Origin of the sequence: Mahella australiensis 50-1 BON (assembly GCF_000213255.1) — a bacterium.
In the GTDB taxonomy this organism is placed as follows: Bacteria; Bacillota; Clostridia; order Mahellales; family Mahellaceae; genus Mahella; species Mahella australiensis.
In genome coordinates this window covers 97,873-124,696 of record NC_015520.1, presented here as the reverse complement: position 1 = coordinate 124,696, position 26,824 = coordinate 97,873, and the positions used below count along the sequence as shown (strand labels likewise).

Sequence of the window (26,824 nt, the reverse complement as noted above, 5' to 3'; positions counted from 1 at the left end):
TTTATTATAAAATCCTTAAGGATTTTATAGCCTTATTAGCTCTTCACGGCACCAAGTATAAGGCCCTGCATAAAATACTTCTGCACAAATGGGTACACCACTAATATAGGCAATGTAGCTACAATGGTCATTGCCATTCTCAACGAATCCGGCGATATCCTTTTGGCCTGCTCACTATGCGCAAATCCATATATGTCTTGAGAAGATGTCATTTGCGCTTGAGCGTTAGTAAGCATCTTCTGTAATTCGAACTGTAAAGTAGTCAATTTTTCATTAAAGGGATTATAAAGGTAGGTATCAAACCACGAATTCCAGTGCCCCACCGCTATAAACAAACACAGCGTCGCTATTACAGGCGTGCATAAAGGCATTATTATACGAGCATATATTATGAAGTCATTAGCGCCGTCCAACTTCGCCGATTCCTGTAAATCCACGGGTAACCCATCCATATATGATCTCAATACCACTACATTGAATGCGCTTATAAGACCTGGGAATATATAAACCCAAAAGGTATTGATCAGATGCAGGCTGCGCATCAGCATATAGCTCGGTATCATGCCACCGCTTATATACATTGTTATGACGAAAAGCCCTGATACAAATCTCCTGGCAAAAAAATCTTGCCTGCTTATAACATAAGCCACCATGGAAGTCGCTATGATGCCAGTTATAGTACCTATTGCGGTGCGTGCAATCGATATAAAGGTAGCCCAGGCAATATTAGGGGAACTTAGAATCTCCTTATAATTAGCTAATGTAAATTCCCTGGGAAATATAGTAATGCCACCCCTTATAGTGTCTATAGAGTCATTTAGGGATACTGCCAGCACGTGAAGGAAAGGATACAACGTTACCACTGCCAGTATTACCATTAAACTATAATTTATCACATCAAATATTAGATCTCCTGCTGAACGTTTCAAAAATAACGCCTCCCTTATACCACCCTTATATCAGCAAATTTCTTGCTGAATGTATTTGCTATAAAAAGCAACGTAACACATACCACCGACTTAAACATGCCGGCTGCCGTACCCAATGCATATCTAGCACTGCCAATACCGAAATCCAAAATATAAAGGTCTATAACATCAGCATATTCTTTTACCAGAGGGTTCCTCAATAACATTTGTTTCTCAAACCCTATATTGATCAAATTCCCTATAGTCATAACCAAGATAACCATCACCGTCGGCATGATACCAGGCAACGTTATGTGCCACATCTTGCCAAACCTTCCTGCTCCGTCCACTGTCGCTGCCTCATATAGCTCAGGATTGATACTGGAGATAGCCGCTAAAAATATTATAGAATTCCATCCCAATTCTTTCCATATGTCTGCTCCTGTAACTATCCACCAGAAATACTGAGGCTGGGCCATAAATTGTATAGGCTTATCTATAATTCCCAGTGCCAGCAATATATTATTTATAGTACCGCTACCCGACAGCATTTCGGTGACTAGGCTGGCCACGACGACCCAAGATACGAAATGTGGTAAATATGATACTGTCTGAATAGTTCTCTTAAATAAATCATTTTTTATCTCATTCAATAGCAAGGCCAGAACAATTGGCAAGGTAAATCCAAATGCTAAACCCAGAAGGCTCATAGCCAACGTATTTCTTAAAACGAGATAAAAATAATTATCCTGAAAAAGCTCTACAAAATACTTAAAGCCAACCCATTGCTGCTGTGAAAACGATAGACCGGGCTTATAATCCTGAAAGGCCATGGTCCATCCCCATAATGGCACATATGCAAATATTATCACCCATATGACAAATGGTAAACACATCATTATCAAATATTTCTGCTGAGATATAATACTCCATATGTTTTTGCGTTTTAAATTCCTGTTTATGGGCATAGAGGTATCTACGCCGGTCGATTTCATCAAGAATTTCCTCCTCCCAAACGATATATAGTATTTACGATTTAAAATATATCATGATCTGCCTTGTATAAACATCCTATAAACTTTAGATGTTTTCATGTAAAAATTAGATGTGTTATTTTTTATATGCAGAAGGTATATCTCCAGTATATCTTTTAAACATGCGGTAAAAGTAATCTACATCTTTATAACCGGCCTTCTCTGCCGCTTGAGATACTTTCATCCCTGCCTGCAGAAATTCTTTAGCCTTTTCTATCCTCGTCTTATTTAAGTAATCGTTGAAGTTATCACCTGTAAAGTCCTTGAACAGTTTGCCGAGATATGCGCTGTTATATCCAAAAATATCTGCCAATTTATTTAATTTAATATCTTGATTACAGTTTCTATCAATATAATCCAGTATTTTTTCCATAAGACTGTATGGGCGCTTTCGGGCTAATTCTTCAGATAAAGAAATCAATTTCCCTTTTATACCCTCGTGCAATTCTTTGAGATGAAGAGCAGAGTAGGCCTTATCTATTATGCTCTCATTGATAAACACACCTTCTGATAAGCTCTTCTCACTTGCTCTGATCCTGTCAACTATCATGGTATAAAGATTAACATAACTTATTTTAATAAGTTCCTCTGATGCATTCTTTAGAATAAACGAGTTTTTAAAGTCCTCTATGAGCTCAGTTACACGAAGCGTATTGCCCGAATCAACAGCCCCATATAACCTATCCAACAAAACGTCCATATCACACACAGCCATATCGAGTTGGCTGTCCTGTACATCTGCTATGACACCATCTTGAGACAGAAGAAACCTCTGATTCATCAGCCGCCGGGCATGTACATAGGATGCATTAATATCTCCGGCATTGCAAACAGGCTGACCAAGGGCTACAAATAACCTTATATTCAATGTTCTTTCCAGTCGGGATAATGCATCCGCAAAAAAGCATATAAGCGCTTGATCATATCTATCATTTTCCATAAGCAGGCATGTATCGCCTTCAACATCAACCGCGTAACCTCTGAAACGATATAATACCAGCTCTGACATCTTATCTCTTACAATTTCTTTTGCCTGAGTACTTTCTTCACATAAGTGCAGGAGCACAACCTGATATACTTTCCAAGGAAATCCCAAATTATATATTTCATTATAAGACTCTTCATAGCGGCCTAAGATTATATTTTCTAAAGCTTTGTCGCGCGACAGAAAGATGCTTTGTTTTATTTTCCTCTCATTTTTTATTGTTTCGTAAACTTTTTCTAGTTTATCTATAAGTTCTGATTCTTCTATAGGCTTTAATATATAAAATTTAGCTCCCAACTCTATGGCCTTTTGTGCATATTCAAAATCAGAGTAAGCGGAAAGTATTATAAATTTACAATTTATACCTTTATTTTGCAATGCCTCTATCATTTCCAAACCATCCATACCCGGCATCCTTACATCGGCTATCACCAGGTCGGGACTAAGTTCTTCGCATTTATTGAGGCCGTCCATACCGTCCGCAGCATCACCCACTATTTCAAAACCATATTTATTCCAATCTATAATTGTTTTAAGCCCATTTCTGATAATAGGCTCATCATCTATTAGTAGGACTTTCAGCATGGTATCACTTCATTCCCCGGCAGAATTATCTCTACGCGCGTACCGTTTCCAGATTTACTGTATATCTTAATACCGTAACCGTCACCGTAAAACAACCTTATACGTTGATGCACATTTCTCAAGCCTATCCTGTATCCTGGCATATCATCTATTTTATCAAGTGCAGTTATTACCTTATTCAACTCCTCATCGTCCATGCCCATTCCATCGTCTTGGATTATTATCTTCAATAAACCGCCTTCTTTTAAAATATCAACATCTATATTGCCCTTGCCCTGCTTTCGTTCAAGGCCATGTACTATAGCATTTTCCACTACTGGTTGTATCAGCAACGGCAATATCATATAATCTGCAATACCTTCCTGGCAGCTTATATTATAGTCAATTTTATCGCCATATCTGAATCTTTCTATGTCAAGATAATCGTTGACTACCTCTATCTCGGAACTAAGTTTTACTAGTTCATTTCCTACCTCAAGATTTCTCCTTATTATTTTCCCGAGCAACTTCACTACCCGAGCTATCTCCTTTTCTCCTGAGCAATGGGCCTGCATGCGTATAGTTTCAAGCGTATTGAATAGAAAATGAGGATTTATCTGACTGGCCAGCATTTGAAGTTTTATTTCTTTTTGTTTTGCCATAAGCTGGCTCTTCTGCATATTTGATTCATATACTTCATGTATAAGTGTTTTTATGCTCTTAGTCAACACACCCAGATCCCGTGAAAGTTGTCCGATTTCGTCTTTTCCTTTTAACGTAGGAGAAAAATCAAAATCGCCTCCCGCAATCCTATGCATATCTTTGCTTATTGCCATGATCCTTGCACTCATGGTGTTGGAGAAAATAAATATGAGTGCAAGAGCCACAGCCAGGCTCAAGCCTATTATGGAAAAGCCCAGGCGGCTTGCCGGCGCAGTTTTAGCCTCTATTTCCTTAATAGGAAATAAAGATACAATTTTGAAATTTTCGTTGTTAACGCTGGGCATTATATCCCTCACTATAACCTGAAAAAGGTCATTGCCATACATCATCTTGTATATGCCGTCCGATGCAGCGGCAATATCATAAAGACCAGTCTCTTTTACAGTTTTTCCTGTCAAATCCCTATCCTTCGCGGCAACTACATGGCCTGTATCATCTATAAGCATAACATCGAAAGGTTCATTCTCAAAAATAGAATTCAAGTAATCGTTTTTCAGGCTTATGAGCATCACTCCTAAAGGACTACTGGCATACCGGTTTTTTAAAAGGCCTGTCACACATAGGGAATATTCATCCTTTTGCTCGTCATATACATACTGCCATGATATTTGGCCTTTTTTCTGATAAATATTTTTATACCATGAGGTTTCGTATACATCGTCCGTTATTCTTATAAAATAGCCGCTATTTAGTATAGATAGGTTGTAAACGTACAGTTTGATATCCTGCAACTGGCTGTATAAAAGCAAATAGCTGTCAAATGTCTTATAGTGGTTATAGGCATCCAATATATCTGACACCGATGTATAGCTTGCGCTCAAAAGGGCTTCTAGGTTATCATCCCCTTGCACCTGCAGAGATATATCTATAGTTGTATTAAATGTCTCATTTAACTTATTGTATATTCTGTTAACATTATCTGAAGCTTCTTTGACAGCCGCATCCAGAGCCATTTCTTTAATAGCGTTAGTCAATATTATGCCTACCAGCAACACCGGTAGAAGTACTACCAGCATATAGGATATGAGAAGTTTATTCTTTATCTTCAATATTCTCTCCCACCAAGCGTTTTGTGTATAATACAATAATATTATACACCATTTTATTTAAAAATGAGAAAGGATTATTATATGATCTGCGATTCGTAATATAACAAATTCAGCGATGCAAGGATATAAATCCTACGCCCGCTCATGAAATATTGCTGGCGTACTTACAATTCGTTTCGCTTGAGCAAGCTAACGCCGGCAATTCGCGTCCATGCTCAATGCCGGCTGGTCGGGCGTCCATGCCCGACCTACGCTTGCTCTGCGCTGCACTCATTGAGTACGCCTACGCAATATTTCAAGGCGTTCTCCGGCTTTATATCATTTGCATCGCTTTGTATCACCCGTTTCAGTTATATATTACGAATCGAAGTTATATGATATTCGCCTTATAGTATAGAAATTCCTTTAAGAGAAAATATTGGATGAGAAATATAAATAATTTTGCGCAATGAGGACTTGTAGCCCCACTGCGCAAAATCAAGGAGGTTTCTTAATGCTCTATAAATAGACCTCTATTTTGTATAGAAAGCATCAACATTATCCTTGGTAACCATATTGGTACCGGTGTCCACCGATGGCGGCAGAGGATTTATATTCTTATTTTTCCAACCGTCTACAGGATTGACCAGGTCATGATGCAAGGTATAGAGGAACATCATGGACCAATAACCCATATTCCATGTACCCTGTGCCACCGAAGCCGTTATAGTGCCATCTTTTATAAGATCCAACGTGCCTTTATCGGTATCAAAGCTTACTATTTTTACTTGTCCTACTTTGCCGGCCTCTTTTACCGCTGTAGCAACACCCACGCCGCTGGTGGCGTCTGACGCAAATATGCCGTTTACATCGGGGTTTGCCTGCAACACACCAGACATCATAGTAGCCGCTATGGTTTGATCGGCTTTGCCGTTCACCGTGGATACTATCTCTATATCCGGATATTTGCTGGCCATAGTTTCTTTAAAGCCTGCGACACGTTCTTCATGGTTCAATTGGCCTGGAAGCGTGCATATAGCTACTTTACCTTTACCATTCAGCTCTTTGCCAAGATAGTCGGCCGCCATAGCACCGGCTGCTTTGTTACCTGTAGCCAGGAATGAATACCTCCCTGACGACGGGGAGTCGGCATCGAATGTAACGATGGGTATGCCTGCATCCTTCGCCTTTTTTATAGGTGCCGCCAGAGCATCCGGGTTTATACATGTAACCGCTATACCGGCCGGATTTTTAGCTATGACCTGTTCTAATACCGTCACTTCCTGGTTCACATCGTATTGATTTGCACCGGTATATGTAGTCTTTACTCCCAGCTGTTTGCCGGCATCCTCAAATCCCTTGAAGCAGCCTTTCCAATATTCTATACCTGAGGAAAATGTGACCATATAGTATTCCTCGTCTTTGCTCCCTACAAACGGTGACTGAGACGACGAATCTGAAGAAGATGATGCTGTACCGCTGCTATTTGACGAATTCGTTGGCGAAGCATTATCTGCATTGCTGCACCCTGTCAGCATCAATCCCGTCATAAGCGCTACCGCCATGACCAATGCCAATATCCTTTTGCCTTTGTTTCTAAACATGTTAAACAACCTCCATTCTTATTTTTATGCAGTCCTACGTCTGGTATGATTTATATAATCGAGAGTAACTGCCGCAAGTAATATTATGCCGCTTATCAAATCTTGCCAATATACCGATACAGCCAGCAGCACAAGACCGTCATTGACCAGTGCCAGAAGTATAACGCCCAATACGGCGCCAAAGACCGTACCCTCGCCGCCACTCAAGCTGGCACCACCTATTATGGCCGCCGACATAACCCTCATTTCAGTGCCGAGCCCTGCCGACGGAGTAGCTACGTTAAAGCGCGACAACGTCAATATACCGGCTATACCCGAGAGTACAGCTACAATTATAAATACCAGGAATTTAACTTTACTCACATTTATGCCTGACAGAGAAGCGGCTTTGGAATTGCTGCCCACATAAAATACCTGCCGTATAAATGCTGAGTGCCTCATCATATAATCGCCTATGACCGCTATTACTATAAATATCAATACTATGACTGGTATACCCAGCGCTGTACCTCCACCTAAATTTGTAAAAGCTTTCGGCGTTTGGGCCAGGGATAAGGGCGATCCCTCTGTCAAAACATAGGCTGCACCTCGAGCTATATTCATCATGCTCAATGTCGTTATCATAGGATTTATGCCTATCTTGCCTATAAAATAGCCGTTTACCATGCCGCAACCCACAGAAATCACAAGACCCAATATAGTAGCAAGCCATATGTTCATACCGCCTATATAAAGTGCTCCTGTAGCCACGCCGCTTAAAGCCAGGACCGACCCTACCGATAGATCAAAGCCTCCCGATACCAGTGCTATAGTCATTCCGACGGCTATAATACCATCTGTAGCCAGACCTATGAGGGTAGTAGTTATATTGCTGGCCGTTAAAAAGTGCGGACTAGCCAGTGAAAGTACGATCATCAGCAATATTATTATGAGCAGCAGGCCCATTTCGCGTATAGCCATCATACGCTGCCAAAATGATGACTTAGCGGTACTTGTTAGGCTCGTTTGACTATTTATTTGTGCCATATTCTTCCTCCAATCTATAATTTACTTTGTCTGACAGACGCCTGACGCCAATGTCATTATGTTTTCTTCAGTTATATTCGAACCGCTCAATTCTCCCGATATACACCCTTCATGCATAACTATGACCCTATCGCTCATACCGATTATCTCCGGCATATCAGACGATATGAGTATTATACCCACACCCTGCTCAGCGAGTTGCCGCATCAAAGCGTGTATCTCTGCCTTTGCCCCAACATCTATGCCTCTTGTAGGCTCATCCATAATAAGTATCCTCGGCTCTATAGCCAGCCATTTACCCAGCATAACCTTTTGCTGATTGCCACCGCTTAAGCTTTCTACCGGTTGCTCTATGGATGACACTTTTATATTCAACGAGGTTACAAATCGCTCGGCCAGACGTTTTTCTCGGTCATTGTCTATGAAGATGCCGTTTGCGATATTGGACAGCTTGGCAGCCGATATGTTCTTTTTCACCTCCAGATTAAGAAAAAGGCCCTGTTCTTTACGGTCTTCAGTCATATATCCTATGCCATTCCGGATGGCGTCGCCATATTCGGATATGTTCAGCTTTTGATCGTAAACATATACTTCACCGCTGTCTTTTGGGTCTATGCCGCATATAGCGCGCGCCATCTCACTCCTGCCTGCACCTATAAGGCCAGCAAAACCTAATATTTCACCTTTATATAACTCAAACTCTACGTTTTTAAAATCGTCGGCATGAGATAGATCGCTTATTTTAAGTATAAGCTGTCCTCTCTCTTCAGATTTATCAGGATACATAGCATCTATATTCCTGCCTACCATAGATACTATAAGGTCATTTTCGGTAACTTCGCTCACCAGACGCGTCATTATATAATGCCCGTCCCGTAGTACTGTCACCCTATCGCACAAATCGAATATTTCCTGCAATCTATGGCTTATATACAACACGCTTATATCCTGACTTTTTAGAGAACGCAGTAATCGGAAAAGAATTTCAACCTCATTTTCGGTAAGCGATGACGTGGGCTCATCCAATATGAGCAGCTTGCAGTTAAGCGATAATGCCTTGGCTATTTCCACTATTTGCTGCTCGCCGACATTTAATTTCCTAAGTTGCTTTTTGGGTGAAATATTGCTGTTGAGCATCTTGAGTATCTCCGATGATCTCTTATAAAGCTCATCATAGTCTATCATTCCGCCAGCTTTAACAGGCATCCTGCCCATGAATATATTCTCGGCCACGCTGACATCGGGGCACAAGCTTAGTTCCTGATGCACAAAACCTATACCGGCTTCCTGGGCATGACGAGTGTCAGCAAAGTGCACTTTCTGTCCGTTCCAGAAGATCTCGCCTTCATCGGGCTGCAATACACCACCTATAATATTCATAAGCGTTGATTTACCGGCACCATTTTCACCCACCAGCGCATGTATTTCACCTTTAAATATTTCCAGCGATACACCGGATAATGCCACTGTACCGGGAAATCTCTTTACTATATCCCTTACATCCAATAGGACTTCATTGACAGGCAATTTTCTTCCTCCTTCCTTTTTATTATCATATTTATATATTCGACATAAAAATTAAAATTCCTTCTTTTCTGAGTTATTTTTTTTTATTATTTTTTATCAATTTTTATTAATATGTTTCTCTATTGTAAGTCATCTAAAGAATAATAAAATCTATTGATAATACAACAAAATTATCATAAAATGAGATGGGTGAGGATAATATATGTTTGCAGCACAAAGATTGGAAAAAATTAAAGAGATTCTCCTGGAGAAAAAACAAATAGATGTAGTAACCTTGAGTTCCATATTGGATGTATCCGAGGTAACAGTACGGCGCGACCTGGAAAAACTCGAAGGGCAAGGCTTTCTAACCAAAACCCACGGTGGGGCCATATTGAAGGAACCAGACGCCAATCCTCCTCAGCAAGAAGAAGATCCATTAAAAGAGGAGCGCGAGCAGATAGGTATAATAGCCTCTCATATGGTAGACGACAATGAAGCCATACTGTTGGGTCCCGGTTCATTGTGCCTGGAAATAGCCAGGAATTTAAAAGATAAAAATAACCTCACAATAGTAACCATAGATCTTAATATCGCTATAGAATTGGCCGATTGTACCAATATAAATGTAATAATACCCGGGGGGTATTTGATTGGATCCAATCTATCCTTATATGGCGATCTGACTGAGAAATTCTTAAGCGATATGTTTGTAAATAAGGCGTTTATCGAAGTGGATGGTATATCCGAAGATAGGGGTTATACCATTAACAATGCGCAGCAGGCCTCCGTCACAAAGGCTATGATGAGAATAACAAAAGAGGTCATCATAGTAGCAGATTATACCAAATTCGGCAAAATAGCCTTCAATCAAATAGGACTGATACATAATGCCGGTAAAATCATAACCAATGATAAAGTACCCATTGAATTTAAAAAATACTTTTTTGATGAAGAAATACCCATCTTCACTACCTATCAATTATGAGAGGCCGGAGGTGCTAGCTATGGATCAAATAATATTGGAGCTCAAAAATGTGTGCAAGCAATTTGCAAATGCCGCAGCATTAAGTAACGTATCTCTTGTATTAAAAAGGGGCGAGATACATGCCCTCCTTGGAGAAAACGGCGCCGGAAAAACCACGCTTATGAAGGTCTTAACCGGGGCTGTGCCCATGGACAGCGGCGAAATATACATTGATGGAAAAAGAGTTACCATTTCCTCCCCCGCTGATGCCCAAAAACTCGGCATAAGCATGGTATATCAAGATTTTGCGCTATTTCCTCATCTTACCGTAGCCGAAAATATATTTATAGGCAATAAGCCTATGATAAAAGGCTCTGTTGATTTGATAAACTGGCGTGCCTTATTTTGCAAAGCCAAGGCTTTATTAGAACAATTAGGTTTCCCCATAGATCCACGCGCTATAGTAGAGGATCTAAGTATGCCAAAGCGCCAAATGGTGGAAATAGCCAGGGCTTTAGCACAACAACCCCGCATATTGATAATGGACGAACCTACATCAGCTCTAGCCGAGCAGGAAATCATGCAATTATTCTCTGTGCTGAAAAACATAGTTTCTCAGCGCGGTGCATCTATTATATACGTAACTCACCGTTTAGAAGAAATATGGATGATAGCCGATAGCGTAAGCGTAATGCGCGACGGCACGCTTATAAGCACAGAAGCGGTAGATGTCGCCGATCCAGATTCGCTCATATTTCAAATGATAGGAAAAGACGTAAAGGATAAATATCCGAAACTTCCCATAAAAAAAGGCGCGGAGGTTTTTCGCGTAAAAGACCTAAGCGTTAAAGATCAATTAAGCGATATATCTTTTGTTCTCCATGAAGGCGAGATATTGGGTATAGCAGGCTTTTTAGGTTCTGGGCGCAGCACATTGGCCAAGGCTTTGTTCGGCGCCGAATCTATAAGCACGGGCGAGATATTCATAGACCAGCAAAAAGTGCGAATAAGCTCACCTAAAGAGGCCATAGAAAATGGGATAGCCCTTCTTTCCGAAGACCGTCTGGAACAAGGCTTATTCCCTTATATGAGCATATCAGCTAACATGGTGGCAGCCAACCTACATCAATTCACTAAAGATCTGATGATAAACAAGCATAAAGAGGACAAGCTGGCTAATATGTATATAAAAAAGCTAGGCATTAAAACGCCAAAAAGTCGAGAGGCAGTTTCAAAGCTGAGCAGCGGTAACCAACAAAAGGTATTGATAGCTAAATGGATGCTGGCAAAAGCTCGCGTGTTTATTTTGGATGAGCCTACGCGCGGGCTGGACATAGGCTCAAAGGTTGAGGTGTACAACCTCATGAATGAACTGGCCCGCAACGGCAGTGGTATAATAATGATATCGCCTGAATTACCCGAGCTGCTGGGTATGTGCGATCGGCTGCTGGTGCTCCATAAAGGGCGCATAGCAAAGGAATTGTTGCGTCATGAAGCCTCTCAGGAGTTGGTATTCCGCTATGCTTCAGGTAAATAAACCGAAAACGGAGAGATTGTTATGTATAATATACTGGTAGTAGACGATGAACCGAAAATACGCGAACTTATTCGCAAATATGCCATATTCGAAGGACATGAGATAGTCGAAGCTGAAAACGGCATGCAGGCCATTGAGCTCTGCCGAAGGCATAATTTCGACATTATTATTTTAGATGTCATGATGCCGGAATTGGATGGCTTTTCGACATGCCATGAGATACGCAAAATATGCGACACACCTGTATTGATGCTGTCGGCGCGGGGCGAGGAATACGACCGCATACACGGCTTCGAACTCGGCGTGGATGATTACGTAGTGAAACCATTTTCGCCTAAGGAACTCATGCTGCGCGTCGATGCCATAATGAAGCGCACTCGCAAAGCAGAGACAGAAAGCGACGCCTTTATATACGAAAGGCTTTCTATAAACTTTGCCGCGCATACCGTGGAGATAGATGGACAACGGATAGATTTATCCCCCCGCGAATCCGATCTGCTCTTTTATATGGTACGGAATAAAAATATCGCCCTTTCGAGAGATAAGCTGATGCAAGAAGTATGGGGATACGATTTCTACGGGGACGATCGCACCTTGGATACGCACGTCAAGTTACTGCGCAAAAAACTCAAAGAATACAGCCGTTTGATAGTCACAGTAAGGGGAGTGGGGTACCGCTTTGAAACACAATAATATCAGCATAAGATGGAAAATCTTTATCTACCTAGCCATCTTTATCCTATGCACTATATTATTTTTATGGATATTCCAGACTATGCTTTTGGAAGATTTTTACGAAGCTATAAAAATAAAAGATATACGCGCCTCGGCGGAATATATAGCCGAAAACATAGATTCATCGGACATATCATCTATATTGGAAGATATATCCTCGCGTAATGAGCTAAACGTTAGGGTGCTGGACAACGATGGTATGGAATTATACCGCACCAACCAGCCTTACGACCGCATAATAGATAGGCTATCGGCAGCCGACGTGCGTCAGCTTTACTGGGAAGCCATGCGTTCCGGCGGGCTTTTATTCAAACGTTACGAGCAAGCAGCTCCGTCTCGACCGCAAAACGGATTTATGCCTTCTCCGCCGAAGAACCCTATGCAAACCATCGTATGCGTCAAAGTGATACAAAAGGCTGGTGATCAAACATGGACGTTGCTTTTGGGATCCAGCATAACACCGGTGGACGCCACCGTCAAAACTTTGAGGGTACAGCTTATTTATGCCACGCTAATTCTCATTGCAGCTGCAGCATTTTTGGCATTTATATTATCCAGAGGCATTGCCAGACCCATTATAAAGATCAACGATTCTGCTAAGAAACTGGCAAAGGGCAATTACGATGTTTCATTCAACGGGACCGGCTACAGGGAAATAATGGAGTTAAACGAAACCTTAAATAACGCCGCTAAGGAATTAGCAAAGACTGAGAAATTGCGTCGTGAGCTGATAGCCAACATATCGCATGATCTGCGCACGCCGCTCACCATGATAACGGGTTATGGCGAGATAATACGCGACTTGCCCGACGAAAACACGCCTGAAAATATCCGGGTTATCATTGATGAAGCAAATCGCCTGACCCGCCTGGTAAACGATTTGATGGAACTATCTCAACTGCAATCGGGCACACAGCAACTTCAGATCAGCCGTTTCAATTTGACCGATGTAGCAAAGCAAACTATCGAACGTTGCGCTCAATTTACGAAAAAAGACGGTTACGACATAACTTTTTCATCCGATGGGGATGCCTGGGTAGAAGCTGACGAGCTAAAAATTTCTCAGGTGATATACAATCTGTTAGGCAACGCCCTCACTTACACCGGTAAAGATAAAACCGTCGCTGTAAGCCAGCAGATAAAAGACGGCTATGTCCGCATATCCGTAAAAGACACCGGCGATGGTATATCGCCCGAGCATATAGACAATATCTGGGACAGATATTATAAAGTGGATAAAACCCATCGTCGGGCCGCTTTAGGTACAGGCCTGGGCCTTTCAATCGTCAAATCCATAATACAGATGCACGACGGCAAATGTGGCGTAGAGAGCAAGCCTGGGGCCGGCAGCACTTTTTGGTTTGAGTTAAAGCTTGCGGAGCAATAATCACCAAAATATAAGAGAAAATTCACATAACATTCACATCATCACCTCACAGGCTTCAAATAACCCTCCTATACTATTACCTGTAATACTCGATGAGCCGACAACAGCGGTTTAACATACGAGTAACGAAAAATAAGCATAGGAGGGATAATTATGAATCAACATTATCGTCATGAATTAAAACATGAAATAGATGTTTTCGACCGCATAGAGATAATCCGCCGACTGTCCCTTGCACTGGAGCACGATCCATTTGCCGACGAGTCCGGCAGTTATATCGTGCACAGTTTGTATTTCGATACGCCTGATGATACCGCGCTGCAGGAAAAGCTGGACGGCGTAACGCCAAGGACAAAATTCAGGCTGCGCTACTATAATGATAATACGGATTTCATACGCCTGGAGAAAAAATGTAAGAGCTCCGATTTATCATACAAAGAAAGCGCTCCCATTACATTTGAACAATGCAGAAAGATATTGAACGGCAAGTGGGATTGGCTCAAAACGACCGATCATCCTCTCATGAGAGAGTTATACGCACATATAGCCACAAACATTCTCCGTCCCAAAAGCGTGGTAATATACCGGCGCGAAGCCTTTGCCCATCCTGCGGGCAATATTCGTATTACCGTAGACAGTGATATAAAACGTGGTATATTGATCAGACAATTTCTAGAGCCCTATGCTCCAACGGTGCATATAGACGGCCGAGCAGTTCTGGAAATAAAATATGACGCCTTTTTACCGCAGTTTATATGCGACATCACGCGCCTCCGCCACCGCCATCGTACATCTTTTTCTAAATATGCAGCATCAAGAATTTTGAATTGGGAGTGATAGATATATGATTAACTTTTCAGATATTTTTAAGTCGAGCTTCTTAGAAAAAGCATCTTCTTTTTCTTTGACTGATTCATTAATAGCTATAGCTTTTGCTTTTGCGATAGGCCTTTTTATGTTCCTCGTGTACAAAAAGACGTTCAATGGGGTAATGTACAGCGCATCCTTCGGAGTATCTTTGATCGCCATGTCCACCATCACTACATTGGTAATACTGGCGGTAACATCCAACGTCGTCTTATCGCTAGGCATGGTCGGCGCTTTGTCCATCGTTCGTTTCCGCACGGCCATTAAAGAGCCGATGGATATAGCCTTCTTATTCTGGGCCATTGCCATAGGAATCATAATAGGCGCCGGTCTCATACCTTTGGCCGTTATAGGGTCGGTTATCATCGGCATAATATTGTTGGTCTTTGCTAATTTCAAAGTCAAAGACACGCCCTATATGCTGCTAATCGACTGTACAGGGGGAGAGTGTGAACAAAAGGTATTTTCGGCTATCCAATCAGGAGCAAAAAAATATCTTTTAAAGTCAAAGAGTGTATCCGACGCGGGTACCGAGCTCATCGTCGAGGTACGTTTGCAAGAGGATGATACCGCTTTTATAAACCAGATGAAGGTTATAGAAGGGGTTTCCAATGTAATGTTGGTCAGCTACAACGGTGAGTATCTGTCATAAGGCGGTGATAAAATGATTAAAAGCAAACGGTTGCCGCTTATCACTGTAATAATAATCGCCGTAGCGACAGCTTTTATGCTACCGTGGTTTGTCGATAAAACGGAGACCGTCAATTCGCCATCTCAGGCAGAATATGTGAGCAAACTATTCTTAAATGACATCGTTACCTTAGATATTAAGGTCAATGAGGACAAATGGAACGAGATACTGGAAAATGCAACGGCCGAGGAGTATATACCATGCGATATTACCATAAACGGTACTACATTCTCTTCCGTGGGCATACGGCCTAAAGGGAATTCCAGCCTGTCCAAGGTGGCAAGCTCCGGCAGCGATCGATACAGCTTCAGATTAAATTTCGATAAATACGTCGACGGTCAAACTTGTTTCGGCTTGGACACCTTAATATTGAACAATATGGATTCAGATTACACATATGTAAAAGAGTATTTCGCATACGACATAATGCATTACATGGGCGTAAACAGCCCTCTGACCACGTTCGCCGATATCAAAGTCAACGGTAAAACATGGGGCTTGTACCTGGCTGTTGAAGGTTATGGTAAAAGCTTCCTGGAGCGTACTTACGGTGCAACCGAAGGGCAGCTTTACAATGTCAAAAGCATGGGTATGAGTCAAGACAAACGAGGCGATAATAACGTTCCTGAAAGTACTAACACGAATATCAAAGGCCGTGCTTTCAACGGCGATGCTTCCAATGACAACATTCCGGATGACAGAAATGCTTTCGATGGCGGCGCGCCCGGCATAGGCCGCTCTACCGGCGGGGACCTCGTGTATAAAGACGATGATCCGGACAGTTACTCCGCCATATTCGATAATGCAGTATTCAAGGCCGACGATGATGATTATGAGCGCGTGATCGAGGCCATAAAGCACTTAAATAACGGAACTGAACTGGAAAAATACCTTGACGTAGATCAGATACTGCGTTATCTGGCAGTGCATACCTTTGTGGTGAATTTGGACAGCTACGTATCCAATATGCAACAGAACTATTATCTTTATGAAAATGATGGAAAGATAACGGTACTGCCGTGGGATTATAACCTCGCGTTCGGAGGATTTCAGTCAGGCGATGTCCAGGCCGCTATAAACTTCCCGATCGATACACCCGTAAGCGACGTGGATATGAGCCAGCGTCCCCTCATAAATGTCCTGTTATCTGTTCCTGAGTACCTGGAAAAGTACCACAACTATCTGAACGATATAGTAACAGGTTATTTTAACAGCGGGTTGTTTGAGAAAACATTGGAGAATATTACGTCGATCATAGACCCGTATGTCAAAAACGATCCGACCGCTTTTTGCACATATGAACAATATAAAACGGCATTAAACGCATTCAGGGAATTCTGTTTGCTCCGCGCGCAGAGCGTGGCTGGTCAATTATCCGGCGAAATACCAGCCACTGCCGACGGACAAAATGCTGATGGTACAGCCCTGTTATCCGCAGACAATGTAAATCTGTCAGCCATGGGAGCTCAGGGCGGCGGCAGATTCAACGGCGAAGGTTTTCGCCCGGTGCAAGGGCAACAGCAAAACGACGGGCAAGACCTCATTCAGCCCCAAAATGGCAATCCACCGACAATGCCGGATGGGCAAATGCAACAAGGTAACAGAGGTGACATAGCCGGTGCGCCATTTGATAAGCAAACGCAGGCAACCGACGGTCAAAACGGCACTTCATATTCCAATAATATACCAGCTATCGGCGCTTTAGCAGTGATTTCGGCGCTAGCTGTCATAATAGCGTTGCGCTGGCCCAGAAGGTTTTAGACTATGTCCGACACATTAAGGATAGCGTTAATACCTGCTTATAAGCCCGAGCCTATTCTAGTCGACCTTGCCGGCCAACTCAAAGCGCAAGGAATGCAGGTTGTTGTAGTCGACGACGGCAGCGGCAAGGAATATAAGCGAACTTTTGCCGCTACCGCCTGTTACGTTACTATAATATGGCATGGCAAAAATCAGGCTTGGTTATTGAATAGTCACCAAGTTGACAATTTTGAAATAAAGCCGAAAATATATCGTTAAATTTTTATCATTAATGCTATACAATAAGGATGCCCTTGTGATATAATTATGTCGGACGTTAAATGGGAGGTGAGGCAAAATAAGCGATACCGCATTACGCGCCTATAGTATATGAATTAAGCGTTAATACAGGCTTCTTTTACACATTTGCAGGCAAATATGTGTGGGAACTGAAACCCAGATATATGTTCACGCTTAAAGCGTCCAAAGTGATGCCTCGGATGCAATTAAGAAATACACAGGACGTGTTAATACGGCCTGATATATAATATATGGTAAATATCGGTTGCAATATGTTAAAAAACAGACAAATTGATTTCAAACGCTTACATGCGATAACTCATATCTGATACACAATTTCTCGAATATAACGCCTAATTCGTCCAGAGCGTACGCAAAGATAAGCAATAGAGTATCTATAGCAACAAGGGATATACTATTCAGCATAACATAAAATAAAAAAACAATATTAGGATGGAGTAAAGAAATGGATACTTTTGAAAAATTATTCGAACCCATAAAGGTAGGAAACGTAGAGATAAAGAACAGGATCGCTATGGCACCGATGGGCATACTCGGTTTATCTACTGAGAGGGGTGGCTTTTCCAAAAGGGCTCAGGACTATTACGTAGCAAGAGCTAAAGGCGGTACCGGGCTCATAATCACCGGAGTTGCAAAAATAGAAAATGAAATAGAAAAATTTCATGAGGGAAGCGTACCTTGTCCGACCATGGATCCTGGCCATTTTATGAGCACATGTGGAGAAACAGTAGAAAGGGTACATGCTTATGGCACTAAGATATTCCTTCAGCTCGGAATAGGATTCGGCAGAGTGGCTGCTCCTCAAATGCTCGTAGGGCAACCGGTAGCCCCTTCGGCTATTCCAAACTATTGGAATCCATCCGTCACATGCCGAGAGCTTACCACGACAGAGGTAGAGACGCTCGTCAAAATGGCGGCAGAATCGGCCGCTATAGCGAAAATGGCGGGTTTTGACGGCGTTGAGATCCACGCTGTGCATGAAGGTTATCTTTTGGACCAATTTACTATAGCCATGTTCAACAGAAGGACAGACAAGTACGGCGGAGACTTAATGGGTAGGCTGAGACTCCCTATAGAGATAGTAAAGGCTATAAAAAAGGTTAACGGCGAACAATTCCCTGTAGCATTGAGGTTTAGCATAAAGAGCTACATAAAGGATTGGAATCAGGGCGGACTTGACGGAGAGGACTTTGTCGAAAAAGGCCGCGATATACAGGAAGGCCTTACCATAGCTCCCATACTTGAAAAAGCCGGCTATGATGCGTTTGATGCGGATGCCGGATCATATGATGCATGGTACTGGGCACATCCACCGATTTATCAGAAGCACGGTCTGTATCTGCCTTTAACCGAACAGCTCAAAAAGGTCGTCAATGCCCCGCTGATAATAGCAGGAAGGATTGATATACCCGAATTGGCTGAAAAGACATTGGAAGAAGGCAAAGCGGCGGACATGATAAATATCGGCAGAGGCCTGCTAGCTGACCCCGATTGGAGCAACAAGGTCTTAGATGGAAGGCCGGAGGATATTCGCCCATGCATAGGCTGCCATGACGGTTGCCTTGGGAGAGGCTTCCAAGGAAAGCCGCTTTCGTGTGCCGTAAATCCGGCTTGCGGCAGAGAGGATGAATACAGCATAGGCCACGCTGATATGGTAAGAGATGTAATGGTCATAGGCGGCGGAGTAGCCGGCATGGAAGCAGCCAGGGTAGCCACTTTAAGAGGCCATAAAGTGACCTTGTACGAGAAAACATATGAGCTTGGCGGTCATGTAGTAGAAGGCTCCGTAGATGAGTTTAAGGAGGATAACGCCAGGCTCCTCGAATGGTATAAAACACAGATAAAAAAACTTGGGATAGACGTAAAGCTGAATACCGAAATAAAGCCAGAGGACGTCAAAAACAGCAAGGCCGATGTGGTAATAGTGGCCACGGGCTCTATCCCCGTCATGCCCAATGTTCCTGGAATAGGCAATTCCAACGTCGCTACGGCTACAGATGTGTTACTTAAGAAGAAACCGGTCGGTAAAGATGTGGTTGTAATCGGCGGCGGGCTAGTCGGTTGTGAGACAGCACTAAGCTTAGCAATGGATGGCAAGAATGTCACCATCGTCGAGATGCTTCCCGAACTTATGAGCGCAGGCATACCCGTACCCCACGCCAATAGGATCATGGTTCTCGATATGCTTAAATTCCACAATATAAAGGTTGTTTTAAACAGCAGCCTACAAGAAGTAAAAGATGGTGCCATAGATGTTATAGACAAGAATTTCAAGAGAAATACCATCCCTGCAGACACGGTTGTTATATCCATAGGCCTCAAACCGGATGCCAAACTATACAATGATATAATAGGCAAAGTACCGAACGTCTATGCGATAGGCGATGCCAACAGCGCGCGCAATATAATGGCCGCCATATGGGATGCATATGAGTTAGCGAGAAGCATATAAAGGGATTGCGCACATCGGTTTATGGCTTCTGCCCGGATACGGCAGAAGCCATGTTTATGATGTTCTCGGCAAGAAAGACAACCATCAATATCTCCGTTATCCCAGTGCGACGTCAAGAACCATCATCAAGACAAAACCTATTGCCACACCGATGGTTCCAATGTTAGAGTGCTCACCGATCTGCGATTCTGGGATCAGTTCCTCTACAACCACGTAGATCATAGCGCCCGCTGCGAAAGCCAGAAGGTATGGCAGTATATCAGTAATCATATTTGCCAGCAAAATTGTGATTGCGGCCGCTATGGGCTCAACAACACCGGATAAAATACCGTATAATAAAGAGCGCTTCTGAGTCATGCCCTCGCTTCTCAGCGGAAGAGAAATTATCGCACCTTCAGGAAGATTTTGAAGTGCTATACCGATGGATAATGCAAAAGCCCCCGCTAAGCTCATGCCGGAACTTACGTTGCCTATACCGGCAAATACCACTCCGACGGCCATACCTTCGGGAATATTATGTAGCGTCACAGCCAGTACCAGCATAGAGGTTTTATTTAACCTTGAACGTATGCCTTCCGGCTTTTCTTCATCTAAATGAAGATGAGGAATAACATTGTCGAGCAATAGGAGGAAACCGATTCCCAACAAGAATCCCACGCATGCGGGGAACCACGCCAGCTTTCCTTGGTCAGCGGCCATATCGATCGCCGGTATAAGCAATGACCACACCGAGGCCGCGATCATCACTCCCGAGGCGAATCCGAGCAATGCATTTTGCGTATGTTGTTTCATTTCGCCTTTTAAAAATATAACAGTTAAGGCGCCGAGGGTCGTCCCAGCAAAAGGAATGAGTATGCCGATAATTATCATCATGTAATCATTCATGCACTTCACCTTTCAAATATAACTTTCGATATTGTCATTCGCTTATTTTTTATCATTTTAATTAATTTTATCATAAATATATGCTCGCTGTACAGCACCGCTATACTGGAAGTCGACAGAAAAAATTGATATCGTCGGTACAACATAGTATAATTATGGTATAGGTAAAGCGAAAAGGAGGAAACCTCTATGCAACAAGAATTTTACTACGTTATAGTCGGCAACGGCATAGCAGGGCTAAGCGCAGCCGAGGCCATAAGGCAACACGATGCTTATCGACCCATAGCGGTTATAAGCGATGAAAATTACCTTACATACAGTAGGCTTGTGCTATCCCATCATCTTGGCGAGAACATATTGCCGGAAACATTATATATTCATCCTCAAAGTTGGTACGACGAAAAAAACATAAGCATGATTTTGAATACCAAAGCTCTTGGTATAGATACCGACGGTAAAGTTTTGAAAACCGATAAGGGCGATATCGATTATACAAAACTAATAATAGCCAGCGGAAGTTACTGTTTCATACCGCCTGTAGAGGGCTCCGATAAAAAAGGTGTATTCGCTTTGAGAGGCATGGATGACTTACTCGAAATAAACCATGCTATAAAGCAGAGCGACAAAGCTATAGTAATAGGCGGTGGATTGCTCGGTTTGGAATCAGCTTGGGGTATAAAACAAAAAGGTCTCGATGTGACGGTTTTGGAATTCTTTCCCCGCATATTGCCCAGGCAAATGGATGATGAAGGTTCCGTCATACTTAAAGGCATCATAGAGAATCTGGGTATAGAGCTTTATCTAGGCGTAGAAGCCGCTAAAATAAGCGGTAATGATAAAGCCGACGGCGTTGTGCTAAAGGACGGCAGATCTATATCCGGCAATTTTGTTCTATTCTCATCTGGTGTAAGGCCGCATGTGGAGTTTGCCAAGAATGCATCCATAAGCATAAACAAAGGCATAGTAGTAGACGAATATATGCGCACTGATGCGCCCGATGTCTATGCGGCAGGGGACGTGGCGGAGTACAACGGCGCCATACCGGCCATATGGCCCATAGCCAATGCTCAGGGCAAGATAGCTGGTATAAACGCCGCAGGCGGACAGGAAAAATACAAAACTATACCGCCTTCCAACATGTTGAAAGTAATGGGTATCGATTGTTTCTCAGTGGGCGATATAAACAACCAGGACAATCGATTTAAAGAGATAAAGCATGTAGGCGATACCGAATATTATAAGCTGTTTTTGGATGGTAACCGCCTTGCGGGCGCTATCATGATAGGGGATATATCGAAGTCCATGCGCCTGCGCTCATTAATAGAGCAAGGCAAGGATATGAGCAACTACTTTACATCCGACAACGCTAAAGAGATAATAGACAGATTGTAATAAAAGCAAAGCGCCGGTTGATCAGCCGGCGCTTAAAGGTTTAAAATCCGTTATTGTTGAACGTAGCCGAAGGTGGGAAAGTTTTATTTGCAGCATTTATGGCGCTTGACTCGCCTTTTATTCTGCCTATAGCCGCAAGTCTCTCGGCCGGCATATAGCCTAAAAACATCTGGCTAAAGGCCTGTATATCGCAGCTTAAAGATGCCGTATCGGTTTTTTCCACCTGAGCTCTGCCGTCGGCTATGCGCACATGCCATGGCCCCTCATTCCATGAAGCGGACGTATCGGTTATCCGCATACTGAATTCTTCGTCGATGTCATCAGGATAGCCTCTCTCTAGCAAAGCTTTATTCACATCCACAACGCGGAACATCATGCCCGGTGTCAATTTCATATCCACGCGCGGATTAGGCAGCAAAACATGCAGTCGTTCATCGATGGCTGTAGACCATCTTGCCTGCTCTATCTGGGCCTCATGAGCGTATATAAACCACAGCAAGCCTTTGAGTGCTTCTATATCTTTATATATCATTTCAGATATGTTCATCTTACCATCGCGTATTGTGTATATTATGTATCCACCAGGCTCACCGCTATCGTAATGCCAGAGATAGGAATACTTTTTATATTCATCAGCGAAAGGATCGTCCAATACGAAATCTGTCCACAACGTCCTATCACGGATGACGCAGCCGTTATGCTTTTTAGCATATGCTGTGTATATATCATTTAACGCATCTATATCTTCTTCAGTAACCGCCGTTATCTTTCCGGTCTTATGGTTAAAAGCTTTAAGGTGTTCTATGGGAATGACATAATCCATGCGATCAAATCCCAATTCCCAACCATATTTTCTATAGAATTCAAATGAAAACGGGCCAAGCATGGATACCACCTGTCCCCGCTCTTTCATCACTCCCAGGGATTTCTTCAAAAGGTCGGCTATACGCCCACCGTGCCTTCCCTCCGGCATAGATGACACCATAGCTATGCCCCCCATATTCAAAGGGGCTCCGCCGACCATGATGCTAAAAGGGAGCACCTGTATAGCGGCCATTAAGATATCCATATCGTCGTAATAACCGAGCACATACTCGGGCTTTATATATTTTTGAGCATATGCCGCCATCTTGTCCTGCGCCTGATGCAACCAAGGGAAGCAGTAAGTAGCTATGTACTGCACTCGGGCAAAATCCGTACTGTTCACAAATCTTATGGACATAATAAACCTCCTCATCATCGCTTATGTTTTCCGATTATATCATAGGCTATGATACAACTCAAGCATAATATTTTTTTATAAAAATATATTTTAACAGGAGGAATATATAGCAACGAGTAGAAGGAGGACTCATATGGAGGCTTTGATATTCATCCCCGGATTGTTCGGTTCGATGGGCAACGATATAATACCGGGTACCGGTGATTGGGATTTCGGCCTAGCCGCCATAAATTACAGGCCATTTATAGAACGACTGACGTCTATGGGTTATAAGGAAGGACACGATCTGTTTATATGCTTCTATGACTGGCGCAAAAGTGTAAAAGAATGCACCGAACGTTATCTTATACCCAAAATACATGAGGTCAAAGCCAAATGTCACCAGGATAAGGTAGATATCATAGCTCACAGCATGGGGGGATTACTGGGGCGCTGCTATATACAAAGCACCTTATACAGCTATGATATAGACAAATTCATAATGATAGGAACCCCCAATACCGGTTCTGTCAAAGCCTATTATCCATGGGCCGGCGGTACCGTACCGCCTGATGACAGCGCCGTCGGCATAGCTTCACACTGGCTGTTGAAGGGCTATGCTTGGCTGTTTGCAAGGATTTTGGACGCTCCTTCACCATTGGATGCCATACACATAACATTGCCGTCATTGCAGGATATGCTGCCTTCCATTCAGCATCCACCATATTTAATAAGTGACGAGCCGTTCAATCAAAAACAGTTTATACCTGTGGAACGCGTATACTACAGGAACCATTTCCTTGATGAGTTAAACCGCTTGAGTTACAACCTTTTCACCAGAGATATACGCATATCCAGCATTATAGGCGATACCAAGCCGACTATGACACATATAAGCGTCGCAAGATCTGCAGTCGCTTCAGCCACACCGGCAAGGGTATGGCCGGATGGCCGCCCCGTAAGGCATTACACATCGCGCCACGGTGACGGAACAGTATTGACAGCTAGTAGCGGATATATAGGAGGACAACAATATGTCTTTCCCGCATATCACAGCGCTCTACCCGTGGAAGCCAGCCATATTATCTCTCACATATTGGGTATATCAAAACCAGTAGAGCCGGTACATGCCTCGAGCATAACATCATATATAAGCATTATAGCCGACGGCCCCGTATCGATCAGTCTAATCCACACCGATAGAGGCGGCAGTGCCCAGGCTCACGCCATGTCCAATGCAAAGGGACAGTCGTGGCTGTTTATACCGCAGCCTAAACTTTTGCCCCTTTCAATATCGATAAAAGGCTTGGACAGCGGAGAATACGTGCTGGGCATAGATACACCGGGCGCTCCTATAGATCGCATATTCGAGTTCCGTTCTTTTATAAAAAGCGCAGAGGTCCAGAACATATCTATACAGATAACGCCCTTTAAGCGCAAACCCGTTATAAGGCGAATAAGGTAAACACATATTTTTAGGCCCGCTGATCCAACCCAAGCTGTGGAACTATTTCGAGCACCTCTTCTTTTGGAACATGGCGCATATACGCCGCCGCCATAGTCTCCGGATAAGCATCTTCGCCATGCTGGCTTATGTCCATACCTATATCCTCCTCGTCTTCGGATGCTCTGAGCGGCGTCAAGGCAGCCACAAGTTTGACAATGATAAACGTCATCGCGATAGCCAGCATAACGGTAGCAGCAACGCTTATAAGCTGTATGCCCAATTGAGCAGGATTGCCGAACAGCAAGCCGTTATTGCCCGCGGGATTGACGGCTTTGGATGCAAACAATCCAGTGGCTACCGCGCCCCACATACCGCCTATGCCGTGTATACCGAAAGCATCCAAGGCATCATCATAACCCAGCTTGGCCTTTACTACACTTATGGCAAAATAACATACAACCCCGCCTACCAAGCCTATAATTATAGCCGAACCTGCGTCGACAAAGCCGGCCCCCGGCGTTATGGACACCAGCCCCGCCACCGCCCCGCTTACTGCACCGAGTATAGTCGGCTTGCCATTGCGCATCCATTCTACAGCAACCCAAGACAGGACTGCGGCTGCCGCCGAAGTATTAGTGGTGACAAAAGCATTTACGGCTATGCTGTTCGCTCCAAGGGCGCTGCCCGCATTAAATCCGAACCATCCGAACCACAATATGCCTGCCCCCAATATGATCATAGGCATGCTGTGCGGCAGAAGAGGCGCAGAATCGTACTTTTTCCTCTTGCCTAGTATGAGTGCCAGCACTAAACCGGAAACACCCGAGCTTATATGAACCACATTGCCTCCGGCAAAGTCCAATGCTCCGAGGTTGCGAAGCCATCCGCCAGCACCCCATACCCAGTGCGCCAATGGATCATATACCAGAAACGACCACAACACTGTAAATCCGATAAATGCCGGAAAGCGCATGCGTTCGGCAAAGGCGCCGGTTATAAGAGCTGGCGTTATTATAGCGAACATCAGTTGATATATCATGAATGCCTGATGCGGTATGGTAGCGGCATAATCTGGATTAGGCTCAAGGCCCACACCGTTTAAGCCAAACCATGATAGATCCCCTATTATATGGGCATGATCAGGACCAAATACGAGGCTGTAACCAGCCAATACCCACTGTATAGATATTATAGCTATTATGATAAAGCTCTGCATTATCATATTCAAGACATTTTTGCGACGCACCATGCCACCGTAAAAAAAGGCCAGCCCAGGCGTCATAAGCATGACCAGCGCCGCCGATATCAGCACAAAGGCCGTATCACCGGTATTTATAGTCGCATTTTCCTCAGCGGCCAACGCTATAACTGGTATTATCATAAATGCACCGGTTAAATAAACATAGCGCCATATTCGTTTTATAAATTCCTTCATTCTGATTATCCTCCTTCAAAAAATTTTTTAAATATAATAAAGGCGCCCTTGAATAAATACGGATAATATCCGTCTTTTCAAGAGCGCCTTCGCTCACGAATTAAGGCATCATCGCCTCGCCGATATTCAATTATGAATTAATTATACCTCAATCCTGCAAAATATGCAATAGGAAATTTTAATGTATGTTTCTAGGTGAATTGTTAAATTAAAACACTTGAATATTGAAAAAATTTATCCTATAATATAAACGTAAATGCGCCCGTAGCTCAGCGGATAGAGCAGCGGTTTCCTAAACCGCGTGCCGGACGTTCGATTCGTCTCGGGCGCACCATAAAAGGCCGGAAAATCAACATTCCGGCCTTTGTTATTTGTGCTGCGGTTTCAGA

21 protein-coding genes and 1 tRNA gene are annotated in these 26,824 nt (G+C 43.2%); 12 read left to right on the top strand and 10 right to left on the bottom strand.

What is annotated here, in order from left to right; genetic code table 11:
* Window positions 1-35: 35 nt before the first annotated feature.
* From MAHAU_RS00595 to MAHAU_RS00565, 7 genes are all read right to left on the bottom strand, one after another.
* The gene (locus tag MAHAU_RS00595) at window positions 36-929 is read right to left on the bottom strand and encodes a carbohydrate ABC transporter permease (protein ID WP_013779782.1); all 894 of its coding nucleotides are present in this window, start codon (window positions 927-929) and stop codon (window positions 36-38) included.
* 14 nt (window positions 930-943) lie between these two features.
* Entirely contained in the window at window positions 944-1,876 is a 933-nt protein-coding gene (locus tag MAHAU_RS00590; RefSeq protein WP_216086263.1) for an ABC transporter permease, read from the bottom strand.
* Window positions 1,877-2,018: 142 nt separating this feature from the next.
* Entirely contained in the window at window positions 2,019-3,512 is a 1,494-nt protein-coding gene (locus MAHAU_RS00585; RefSeq protein WP_013779780.1) for a response regulator transcription factor, read from the bottom strand.
* On the bottom strand, window positions 3,506-5,263 hold the full coding sequence (locus MAHAU_RS00580) for a sensor histidine kinase (RefSeq protein ID WP_013779779.1): 1,758 nt from the start codon (window positions 5,261-5,263) through the stop codon (window positions 3,506-3,508). The genes MAHAU_RS00585 and MAHAU_RS00580 overlap by 7 nt, the downstream gene beginning before the upstream one ends.
* A gap of 512 nt (window positions 5,264-5,775) precedes the next feature.
* Window positions 5,776-6,846, bottom strand: coding sequence for a substrate-binding domain-containing protein (locus MAHAU_RS00575; RefSeq protein WP_013779778.1), 1,071 nt, complete (start codon window positions 6,844-6,846; stop codon window positions 5,776-5,778).
* 24 nt (window positions 6,847-6,870) lie between these two features.
* Window positions 6,871-7,872: an ABC transporter permease gene (locus MAHAU_RS00570; RefSeq protein ID WP_013779777.1), complete on the bottom strand. Its 1,002-nt coding sequence runs from the start codon at window positions 7,870-7,872 to the stop codon at window positions 6,871-6,873.
* A 21-nt stretch (window positions 7,873-7,893) separates the two neighbouring features.
* Window positions 7,894-9,399: a sugar ABC transporter ATP-binding protein gene (locus MAHAU_RS00565; protein WP_013779776.1), complete on the bottom strand. Its 1,506-nt coding sequence runs from the start codon at window positions 9,397-9,399 to the stop codon at window positions 7,894-7,896.
* Between the two features lie 202 nt (window positions 9,400-9,601).
* Between MAHAU_RS00565 and MAHAU_RS00560 the strand changes: the two genes are divergently transcribed.
* From MAHAU_RS00560 to MAHAU_RS00520, 9 genes are all read left to right on the top strand, one after another.
* Window positions 9,602-10,366 (top strand): DeoR/GlpR family DNA-binding transcription regulator, encoded by a 765-nt coding sequence (locus MAHAU_RS00560; protein ID WP_013779775.1) that lies wholly within the window; start codon window positions 9,602-9,604, stop codon window positions 10,364-10,366.
* Between the two features lie 19 nt (window positions 10,367-10,385).
* Window positions 10,386-11,882 carry a sugar ABC transporter ATP-binding protein gene (locus MAHAU_RS00555; protein WP_013779774.1) on the top strand — a complete coding sequence of 499 codons (1,497 nt, stop codon included), beginning with the start codon at window positions 10,386-10,388 and terminating at the stop codon, window positions 11,880-11,882.
* Between the two features lie 21 nt (window positions 11,883-11,903).
* Complete coding sequence (locus tag MAHAU_RS00550) at window positions 11,904-12,575, top strand: response regulator transcription factor (RefSeq protein WP_013779773.1); 672 nt, start codon at window positions 11,904-11,906, stop codon at window positions 12,573-12,575.
* Between the two features lie 82 nt (window positions 12,576-12,657).
* Complete coding sequence (locus MAHAU_RS00545; protein WP_013779772.1) at window positions 12,658-14,004, top strand: sensor histidine kinase; 1,347 nt, start codon at window positions 12,658-12,660, stop codon at window positions 14,002-14,004.
* A gap of 153 nt (window positions 14,005-14,157) precedes the next feature.
* On the top strand, window positions 14,158-14,841 hold the full coding sequence (locus MAHAU_RS00540) for a polyphosphate polymerase domain-containing protein (RefSeq protein WP_013779771.1): 684 nt from the start codon (window positions 14,158-14,160) through the stop codon (window positions 14,839-14,841).
* Window positions 14,842-14,851: 10 nt separating this feature from the next.
* Window positions 14,852-15,523 (top strand): DUF4956 domain-containing protein, encoded by a 672-nt coding sequence (locus MAHAU_RS00535; protein WP_041644207.1) that lies wholly within the window; start codon window positions 14,852-14,854, stop codon window positions 15,521-15,523.
* Window positions 15,524-15,535: 12 nt separating this feature from the next.
* Complete coding sequence (locus tag MAHAU_RS00530; RefSeq protein ID WP_013779769.1) at window positions 15,536-17,323, top strand: CotH kinase family protein; 1,788 nt, start codon at window positions 15,536-15,538, stop codon at window positions 17,321-17,323.
* A 3-nt stretch (window positions 17,324-17,326) separates the two neighbouring features.
* Window positions 17,327-17,581, top strand: a complete 255-nt coding sequence (locus tag MAHAU_RS00525; RefSeq protein ID WP_013779768.1) for a hypothetical protein — start codon at window positions 17,327-17,329, stop codon at window positions 17,579-17,581.
* A 487-nt stretch (window positions 17,582-18,068) separates the two neighbouring features.
* Window positions 18,069-20,075 (top strand): oxidoreductase, encoded by a 2,007-nt coding sequence (locus MAHAU_RS00520; protein ID WP_013779767.1) that lies wholly within the window; start codon window positions 18,069-18,071, stop codon window positions 20,073-20,075.
* A gap of 96 nt (window positions 20,076-20,171) precedes the next feature.
* On the opposite strand, the gene MAHAU_RS00515 is transcribed toward MAHAU_RS00520, so the two are convergent.
* Complete coding sequence (locus tag MAHAU_RS00515; protein ID WP_013779766.1) at window positions 20,172-20,960, bottom strand: ZIP family metal transporter; 789 nt, start codon at window positions 20,958-20,960, stop codon at window positions 20,172-20,174.
* Between the two features lie 189 nt (window positions 20,961-21,149).
* Between MAHAU_RS00515 and MAHAU_RS00510 the strand changes: the two genes are divergently transcribed.
* Window positions 21,150-22,352 (top strand): NAD(P)/FAD-dependent oxidoreductase, encoded by a 1,203-nt coding sequence (locus tag MAHAU_RS00510; RefSeq protein WP_013779765.1) that lies wholly within the window; start codon window positions 21,150-21,152, stop codon window positions 22,350-22,352.
* Window positions 22,353-22,392: 40 nt separating this feature from the next.
* Here the strand turns inward: MAHAU_RS00510 and MAHAU_RS00505 are convergent, their stop codons facing one another.
* Entirely contained in the window at window positions 22,393-23,574 is a 1,182-nt protein-coding gene (locus MAHAU_RS00505; RefSeq protein WP_013779764.1) for a GNAT family N-acetyltransferase, read from the bottom strand.
* 133 nt (window positions 23,575-23,707) lie between these two features.
* Here MAHAU_RS00505 and MAHAU_RS00500 point away from each other — a divergent pair, with 133 nt between their 5' ends.
* Window positions 23,708-25,018: an esterase/lipase family protein gene (locus MAHAU_RS00500; RefSeq protein ID WP_013779763.1), complete on the top strand. Its 1,311-nt coding sequence runs from the start codon at window positions 23,708-23,710 to the stop codon at window positions 25,016-25,018.
* 10 nt (window positions 25,019-25,028) lie between these two features.
* Here the strand turns inward: MAHAU_RS00500 and MAHAU_RS00495 are convergent, their stop codons facing one another.
* Window positions 25,029-26,435, bottom strand: a complete 1,407-nt coding sequence (locus tag MAHAU_RS00495; RefSeq protein WP_013779762.1) for an ammonium transporter — start codon at window positions 26,433-26,435, stop codon at window positions 25,029-25,031.
* Between the two features lie 258 nt (window positions 26,436-26,693).
* Between MAHAU_RS00495 and MAHAU_RS00490 the strand changes: the two genes are divergently transcribed.
* Window positions 26,694-26,769, top strand: a tRNA-Arg gene (locus MAHAU_RS00490).
* The last annotated feature ends 55 nt before the right edge of the window (window positions 26,770-26,824 follow it).